The 6,884-nt window shown below is 42.0% G+C and carries 10 protein-coding genes and 1 tRNA gene; 8 read left to right on the top strand and 3 right to left on the bottom strand.

Annotated elements, in window-relative coordinates:
- Window positions 1-167 precede the first annotated feature (167 nt).
- The 5 genes from GVY04_15530 (at window position 168) to GVY04_15510 (ending at window position 2,495) form a co-directional block, all read left to right on the top strand.
- Window positions 168-524: an iron-sulfur cluster assembly accessory protein gene (locus GVY04_15530; GenBank protein ID NBD17489.1), complete on the top strand. Its 357-nt coding sequence runs from the start codon at window positions 168-170 to the stop codon at window positions 522-524.
- A 78-nt stretch (window positions 525-602) separates the two neighbouring features.
- Window positions 603-1,019 carry a hypothetical protein gene (locus tag GVY04_15525; protein ID NBD17488.1) on the top strand — a complete coding sequence of 139 codons (417 nt, stop codon included), beginning with the start codon at window positions 603-605 and terminating at the stop codon, window positions 1,017-1,019.
- Window positions 1,020-1,048: 29 nt separating this feature from the next.
- Window positions 1,049-1,492, top strand: a complete 444-nt coding sequence (locus GVY04_15520) for a DUF29 family protein (protein ID NBD17487.1) — start codon at window positions 1,049-1,051, stop codon at window positions 1,490-1,492.
- Between the two features lie 75 nt (window positions 1,493-1,567).
- Window positions 1,568-2,434, top strand: coding sequence for a M48 family metalloprotease (locus GVY04_15515; protein NBD17486.1), 867 nt, complete (start codon window positions 1,568-1,570; stop codon window positions 2,432-2,434).
- Window positions 2,413-2,495 (top strand) — tRNA-Leu (locus GVY04_15510). Before GVY04_15515 ends, GVY04_15510 begins: the two co-directional genes overlap by 22 nt.
- Window positions 2,496-2,524: 29 nt before the next feature.
- Here the strand turns inward: GVY04_15510 and GVY04_15505 are convergent.
- Together GVY04_15505 and GVY04_15500 are read right to left on the bottom strand one after the other, a co-directional pair.
- Window positions 2,525-2,941, bottom strand: coding sequence for a 1,4-dihydroxy-2-naphthoyl-CoA hydrolase (locus GVY04_15505; GenBank protein NBD17485.1), 417 nt, complete (start codon window positions 2,939-2,941; stop codon window positions 2,525-2,527).
- Between the two features lie 27 nt (window positions 2,942-2,968).
- Complete coding sequence (locus GVY04_15500; protein NBD17484.1) at window positions 2,969-3,883, bottom strand: hypothetical protein; 915 nt, start codon at window positions 3,881-3,883, stop codon at window positions 2,969-2,971.
- Between the two features lie 499 nt (window positions 3,884-4,382).
- Between GVY04_15500 and GVY04_15495 the strand changes: the two genes are divergently transcribed.
- The gene (locus GVY04_15495; GenBank protein NBD17483.1) at window positions 4,383-4,679 is read left to right on the top strand and encodes a hypothetical protein; all 297 of its coding nucleotides are present in this window, start codon (window positions 4,383-4,385) and stop codon (window positions 4,677-4,679) included.
- 9 nt (window positions 4,680-4,688) lie between these two features.
- Here GVY04_15495 and GVY04_15490 read toward each other — a convergent pair whose 3' ends face one another.
- Entirely contained in the window at window positions 4,689-5,084 is a 396-nt protein-coding gene (locus GVY04_15490; GenBank protein ID NBD17482.1) for a DUF4359 domain-containing protein, read from the bottom strand.
- A 303-nt stretch (window positions 5,085-5,387) separates the two neighbouring features.
- Between GVY04_15490 and GVY04_15485 the strand changes: the two genes are divergently transcribed.
- Complete coding sequence (locus GVY04_15485; GenBank protein ID NBD17481.1) at window positions 5,388-5,519, top strand: photosystem II reaction center protein Ycf12; 132 nt, start codon at window positions 5,388-5,390, stop codon at window positions 5,517-5,519.
- Window positions 5,520-5,622: 103 nt separating this feature from the next.
- Window positions 5,623-6,884, top strand: a 1,262-nt coding sequence (gene dnaX / locus GVY04_15480) for a DNA polymerase III subunit gamma/tau (GenBank protein NBD17480.1), incomplete at its 3' end; no start/stop codon positions are given.

Raw genomic sequence — 6,884 nt, 5'->3', positions numbered from 1 at the left:
ATATTCGGACATTTATGAGTATAACATAGATTGTGCCTCTCCGCTTTGCTACGAGTCACGGGCTATCCTTCCCGACGTTCGTTGCTACGCAACAGAACGCGGGGCTGTCGCCCATAGCTCAGTTTGCTAAAGTAGAGGATAGAAAAACGCTGCTGAATCTAGGGAATATGACACAAGCAACTCAGTCCCAACAACAAGGAATTCAACTTTCAGAAACGGCTCTTACTCATTTAACCAAATTACGAGAAGAACAAGGCAAAGACCTCTGTTTGCGCGTTGGTGTTCGTAATGGCGGTTGTTCGGGAATGTCGTATCTGATGGACTTTGAAGATCCGACTAATGTCCGAGAGGATGATGAGGTCTTCGATTATGATGGTTTTAAAATTATCTGTGACCCCAAGAGTTTACTCTACATTTACGGATTACAACTCGATTATAGTAATGCTTTAATTGGCGGCGGTTTCCAATTTACGAACCCCAATGCTTCACAAACTTGCGGTTGTGGCAAGTCTTTTGGTGTATAAATCCATTTTTTGCTAAAGTATCATCTGGGCAGACAAGACTCATTGTCTGCTCTTTTGTCTTCAGGAGCAGAGTAAAGGATGAGCGAGTCGATTAATGAGTTGTACGATCAAGGCTTAGAAAAGTATCAAGCAGGAGAACCGATTGAGGATTTAATTGATTATTTTCGTGATTTGCGCGATCGCGCCCCCAAAAATTCTGCCGTCTGGTGTAGTCTGGCTTGGCTGTATTTACTCGCGGATAAACCCAACTCCGCCCTGAAAGCGGCTCAAAAAAGCGTTAAACTCGATAAACAAGCGCCACAAGCTCGAATTAATCTCGCGATCGCGCTGCTAGAAACGGGAAAGTCCGGTGTTCGGGAACACATCGATGCTGCCGAAGAAGTGATTGGGATGAGTTCACAACTACGCGAGGAAGTGATTAAAAACTTGGACGATGGCTTAGCGAAGAAACCAGATTGGAAAGCGGTGACCCGAGTTAAAAACTGGATGAGTTAGTGATTTGTCCTTGACACAAATGCTTGATTATGGATAACCATCACCGAAGCGCTACCTATCATCTTGATTTCTATGCGTGGACGCAAGAACAAGCAAAATTGCTCAGAAATCAACAATTCCAGAATCTAGACTGGGAAAATATTGCGGAAGAACTTGAAGATATGGGGCGATCTGAGAAGCGAGAGTTAGGAAGCAGATTGGAAGTCCTAATGATGCATTTACTGAAATGGCAATTCCAACCCGCTTTACGATCTCGCAGTTGGGAATTAACGATTAAAGAACAACGCCTCCGCTTAGAAAAACTCCTTGCTGAGAATCCGAGTCTCAAATCAAGCTTAGCCGAGGTGATGGAAAAGGTTTATCCTCTGGCAAGTTTGGGCGCTGAGAAAGAAACCGGTTTATCTACTTTTCCTGATGCTTGTCCCTATTCTCTCCCAGAAATTTTAGCGGCTGATTTTTTCCCTGACAGTTAACCACATCCTGACGAAGTGAGGGGAAAATTGGTTAACCTAGAAAAACAGGTGAAGAGATTTTAACGTCGCGCGATCGTGAAACACAATTTAATTGGACTGAAAGCTAACGAATTCCGGCATCCCCTTGATTTAGAAGCCACACAAACTCTCCAACAATTTCCCGGTTGGGATATTGCTGTGAGAACCGTCTTAGGAGGGGTTGCTGAGCAATTTTTCTATCTAGAAAACGTGGCGGCTAGTGTACAAGTCAATGAAAAACAACTGCCTCATCTCCATAAACTTTTAATAGAAGCCTGTCAGCGACTAGATTTAGATGTTCCCGAACTCTACATCAAGCAAAATCCTGCCCCGAATGCGTATACCTTTGCGATGCGGGGGAAACAGCCCTTTATCGTCCTTCATACTTCATTAATTGAACTCCTCACCCCAGAAGAAATCCAAGCGGTTATTGCCCATGAATTGGGGCATCTGAAATGTGAACATGGGGTCTATCTAACCCTCGTTAATTTGCTGGTGTTAGCAGCAGGATTATTACCCAACTGGGGAGTAATTTTGGCTCAATCCTTACAAGAGCAGATGTTAGAGTGGATTCGATGTGCTGAGTTTAGCTGCGATCGCGCTGCCCTGTTAGCGGTACAAGAGCCCAAAGTGGTGATGTCCGTCTTAATGAAACTGGCTGGGGGATCTCCGACGCTAGCGCCACAGTTAAACCTCGACGCCTTTATCGAGCAAGCAAGAGCGTATGACCAAATGAGTGAATCCCAACTCGGAGAACTCCTGAAAAATGCTCACACTCAACAACTCAGTCATCCCGTTCCTGTGATTCGTGCCCAAACCATCGACCGTTGGGGAAGTTCCTCCGACTATCAACGCTTGCTAGAGAAACATCAAACAGGTTATAATAATCAGGCGGAAATTAAGGGCAAGTGGCGGAATTGGTAGACGCACCACACTCAAAATGTGGCGGCCACTGGTCGTGAGAGTTCGAGTCTCTCCTTGCCCATTCTTGTTAACTGAAGGCAAGATCATTGATTAGGTGGCTAGAGACTGTTTAATCTCAGGCGGGAACGGCAAACGCTTACGAGTACTAGGATTGATACAAACGTGCCGGGTTTTTCCTCGTGCCAAAATTTCCCTAAACTCAGCATCTGCTGTTAATTCATACCCAATTAATAGTTCCGTGTCAGAAAGAAATTGGGGAGTCAAAGCAATCAAAACTTGATCTCCCCAATAAATTGGACGCAAGCAATCTATTTCTCCATGAATAATTGGCAGCGCAATTGTTCCCTGAGTCAGATATTCTTGAAGATTAATTCCCTGATTAATGAGAACTTCTTCATAAGCCGTATGGCACATCTGTAAAAGATGAGCGAAATAAACAACGCCTGCTGCATCTGTATCCGCTAGACGCACCCGATAGGGAATCCTTAAGGGTGATCGATCTTTCATTTCCATTTCAAATCAATCAAAGTCTTCCTAAGGATAGTAGATTGTTGCCGTAAGTCCTTGTTGCTCTAATTGGTTTTGTAAATTTTTGGCTTGCGACTCCTTGGTAAAGGTTGCCACTTGCAAAACTTGACCAACTTCGGGAAACTGGCGCCAGTACGCATCAGCAAATAACTGACGACTTTTTTGGTACTCGTCTCGATTGGGATTTTCAATCATTACACAATAAAAGTTTCCCCCACAGCGGGGTTTCTCTACAACCTCCTCTGCTGGTTCAGCTTCGACCAAATTATCCACATCAAGTTCGATAAATTCATCTTTGGCTAAATTAGGACGGTTTGGAATACTAGGAGAAGATGAATCTGTAGCCACCGGAGTGTGTGGTTCCGGTTCTAAGGTTGAAGAAGCTGAATTTTCTACACTCAAAGAAGTACGACTAAAACGAGCTTGGGCAAAGTCAACCAAGATCATACTCAAAAGTGTTCCCGAAAGAAAGAAAATGAGAATCCCTGCAATTCCTAAAGGGGTTAATAAATAATCACGCCAAGAGGAACGAGAAGCGGACTGAGAAACATTATAATTCTGATCTGGAAGACGTTCTGTTGAAAGGGATGTCTCTTCTTTTTCTTCCTGGTTAAGATGACGTAATAATTCTTCCGAGGAGGCGAGATAACTGTCTATTTGCTCACGATCAAATTTTTCTTGTGCTTCAAATTTTGAATTTAAGGTTGCAGAAGAAGATAAGACAGAAGAATTTCCTGTAGCACTCGTTGACTCTGATTGTGATTGAGTAATGGTAATTCCTTGTTCCAGCGCTTGTTCTTCTTGAAATCGCTCTAATTCCTCTTCTAAATCAACATTGAGACTGCTCAAGGCGGCTTTTAAGTTAGGATGCAAAGTTACCTTGGCTGGTGAAGCGTTAGTAGAAAATTTATTAGGATTCATAATGATTCAGCATAGAGCTTTGATGAGTCCTGATCTTTTAAAGATATTTTAATTAGTAATTACTTAAGGCTATCTTGCGAGAGGGAAACCACTGGTATTATATTTGATTTGTCTACACTTGGCAATGATAAATATCAAATTTTAGCAGGATTTAAGTTTTTGTTCACTTAGGTTGATATCAAGGGACGAAGTTATCTGCCAGCACAAATTAATCATTAACTTACGAGATTTAACGGAATTTATTTTTGGGAATTATTTTGTAATCATTATCACTTTGAAAATCGGGATTAAACTGGTTTGAGCTTAATTTTAGGGAAATTTTTGGGTAATTATTTATATTTATAAAGTAAATATAAAGAAAAAATAAAGTTCTACTAAGGTGGGGAGATCATTAAAAGAAGATACGGTGAGACTTTTAAGGGATCAACGAAAAAAAAGGAGAAATGGATAATAAAGATACGAGATTTAAGATAAAAGTATCTTTAACCAAAGCAAAGCTATGAAAAGCAATAACCACTTACCCTCAGTTTGCAGATATTGCCGACACTACTCTCCTCAAGGGCGCAGAGGTGGCATCTGCCAAAAGTTAAGCGCTCCGGTGCGAGGCGATTGGCAAGCCTGTTGCTTAGCCAATTCACCATTCCTACCCACCTGGGAAACTTGGGAAGAAATCACTCTAGTGGAGAATCACCATTTCCAAGTTGTCAACCCCGTTGTTGCCCAAAAGTCTCAGCCAGAGGTAGAAGTATCACTTGAAATAGAAGGAGAAGAAATCGAAACGGCTCTTCGCGCTTAGCATAAATTATTATTCGCTTAGTTTGAGTCCACTTTCATAAGTCCAAAATAAATTCAGCAAGCCAACCGTTTTCGCACTATAATCTGGAAAGCTGTTGTTTATAGAAAACTGCGTTTCATAAATACTAAATAAAAAATAATTGTGTCGCCGAGTTGATAAATTAACCATAGGCTTGAGATACGGTTGACTCTGTTTTACAAACAAATTACATTGTTGCTGTAAAAAGTTACCGAAGACATTTGGGACTTTTGTGCAACCCTGCTTTTGTAAATAAACACTAGCTTGTTGGGCAGCATAGTTCTGATAAGCATGACGATGGGGGTTAGTGAATGCTAGAATGAGCCCGACGCCAAGGACGGCAAGACTGCCGATTAGGGTACTGGATTGCCAAGGTTGTCGTTTCATGATCTTTAGATTATTTCTGAAAAGGAATCATTCTTGATTCTTAGTGTACTGTATTTATATAAAACTGTGATTTTGATCGTTTCCTTGCTTATCGTTTTCTGAATTGAGTCTCATCAATTTTGCTGAATTCTTTGCCGGTCCAGCCCTGCCAAGAAGGGTTTTTGTTTACCGTTTCGATCCAGCAATTTACTGTATGAAGTTTTGTTAAGTATTTCTCAAGAAACTGTCTGCTGACAGTTACGATCCAATGTTGGAAGAAAAATAACATTTTTAATAAAGATTCGGGTAATAACGGGAGAGAACATGGAAGCCTTAACTAGTTTTTTAGGAAGCATCAATTATGAAGTCATTTTTCAGTTAACCTTTGTGGCCCTGATTATGATTTCTGGTCCAGTGGTGATTTTTTTACTCGCTGTCCGTGGAGGCGACCTCTAAAGCATCATCAAAAACGTCATAATATAGATAGACGGCAACAGCAAGGTGGTAAGGCATCGCCTTGCTAATTTTGTCTGGATCGTGATCAGTGTTGGGAAGTGTTATGTCCTACGAACCCCTCCATCAGAAGTATCGCCCCCAAACCTTTGCTGATCTAGTCGGACAAAGCGCGATCGCGGATACTCTCAGCAATGCGCTCCAGCGTCAACGCATTGCCCCTGCTTACTTATTTAGCGGTCCCAGAGGCACCGGAAAAACGTCTTCAGCTCGGATCTTAGCTAAGTCTCTTAATTGTATTAATAGCAGTGAACCCACTCCTCGACCCTGTGGTCAATGTGAGATTTGTCGCACCATCAGCAACAGCTCTGCCCTCGATATCATTGAAATTGATGCGGCTAGTAATACAGGTGTTGATAACATTCGCGAAATCATTGAGCGATCAAGTTTTGCACCGGTACAATGCCGCTATAAACTCTACATTATTGACGAATGCTTAACCGGAGATACCCTAATCCCTACCTCTCATGGCGTGATGAGAATGGATGATCCTAAACTGCAAGGAAAAACAGTTCTCAGCTACAACGAAACTAGAGCGACCTGGGAAGAGCAAAGAGTATTACGCTGGTTACAGCAAGGGGTTAAATCGACCTTACAACTAGAAACAACTCACTATGCTATTCGTTGTACCGAAAATCATCTCCTCGGAACCGAACAAGGGTGGATGCCGGCGAAATCTCTCAAAGTGGGAATGAAAATCCTATCTCCCAAGAATTTGGAGAAACTCGAAGCAATTTATCCGGCTGGGAAAGAACCGGTTTATGATTTAGAGGTTGAGCATAATCATAACTTTGTGGCAAATGGACTTTTAGTTCACAACTGCCATATGCTCAGTACAGCTGCGTTTAATGCCCTGCTCAAAACCTTAGAAGAACCCCCACCAAGAGTGGTTTTTGTTCTCGCGACAACTGATCCACAACGGGTTTTACCAACAATTATCTCTCGTTGTCAACGGTTTGATTTCCAGCGTATTCCTCTTACGGCAATTACTTCTCACTTGGAAACAATTGCCCAAAAAGAAGGCATCGCTATTACAAAAGAAGCGCTTACTGTCATTGCACAAGTTGCTCAAGGTGGCTTAAGAGATGCACAGAGCTTATTAGATCAACTGAGCTTACTGTCTGGAACGATTACGATCGAGCGAGTTTGGGATTTGGTCGGTGCGATTCCAGAACAAGATTTAATTACACTGTTACAAGCTCTGAAAGAAAAAAATAGCGATCAAATTTTGAGTCAATGTCGTCAACTCATGGATCGAGGACGCGAACCAATTATTGTATTAGAAAACCTCGCTGGTTTTTATCGAGA

The sequence above is a fragment of the Cyanobacteria bacterium GSL.Bin1 genome (genome assembly GCA_009909085.1).
Taxonomy (GTDB): domain Bacteria; phylum Cyanobacteriota; class Cyanobacteriia; order Cyanobacteriales; family Rubidibacteraceae; genus Halothece.
Note: the sequence above shows the minus strand (reverse complement) of the source record. Positions and strands in the feature narration are given on the sequence as shown.

Bases quoted from the DNA above. Each gene is read 5' to 3' on its own strand.
- GVY04_15525 (NBD17488.1), top strand. From the start codon at position 603: ATGAGCGAGTCGATTAATGAGTTGTACGATCAAGGCTTAGAAAAGTAT.
- GVY04_15530 (NBD17489.1), top strand. From the start codon at position 168: ATGACACAAGCAACTCAGTCCCAACAACAAGGAATTCAACTTTCAGAA.
- GVY04_15490 (NBD17482.1), bottom strand. From the start codon at position 5,084: ATGAAACGACAACCTTGGCAATCCAGTACCCTAATCGGCAGTCTTGCC.
- GVY04_15500 (NBD17484.1), bottom strand. From the start codon at position 3,883: ATGAATCCTAATAAATTTTCTACTAACGCTTCACCAGCCAAGGTAACT.
- GVY04_15505 (NBD17485.1), bottom strand. From the start codon at position 2,941: ATGAAAGATCGATCACCCTTAAGGATTCCCTATCGGGTGCGTCTAGCG.
- GVY04_15485 (NBD17481.1), top strand. From the start codon at position 5,388: ATGGAAGCCTTAACTAGTTTTTTAGGAAGCATCAATTATGAAGTCATT.
- GVY04_15495 (NBD17483.1), top strand. From the start codon at position 4,383: ATGAAAAGCAATAACCACTTACCCTCAGTTTGCAGATATTGCCGACAC.
- GVY04_15520 (NBD17487.1), top strand. From the start codon at position 1,049: ATGGATAACCATCACCGAAGCGCTACCTATCATCTTGATTTCTATGCG.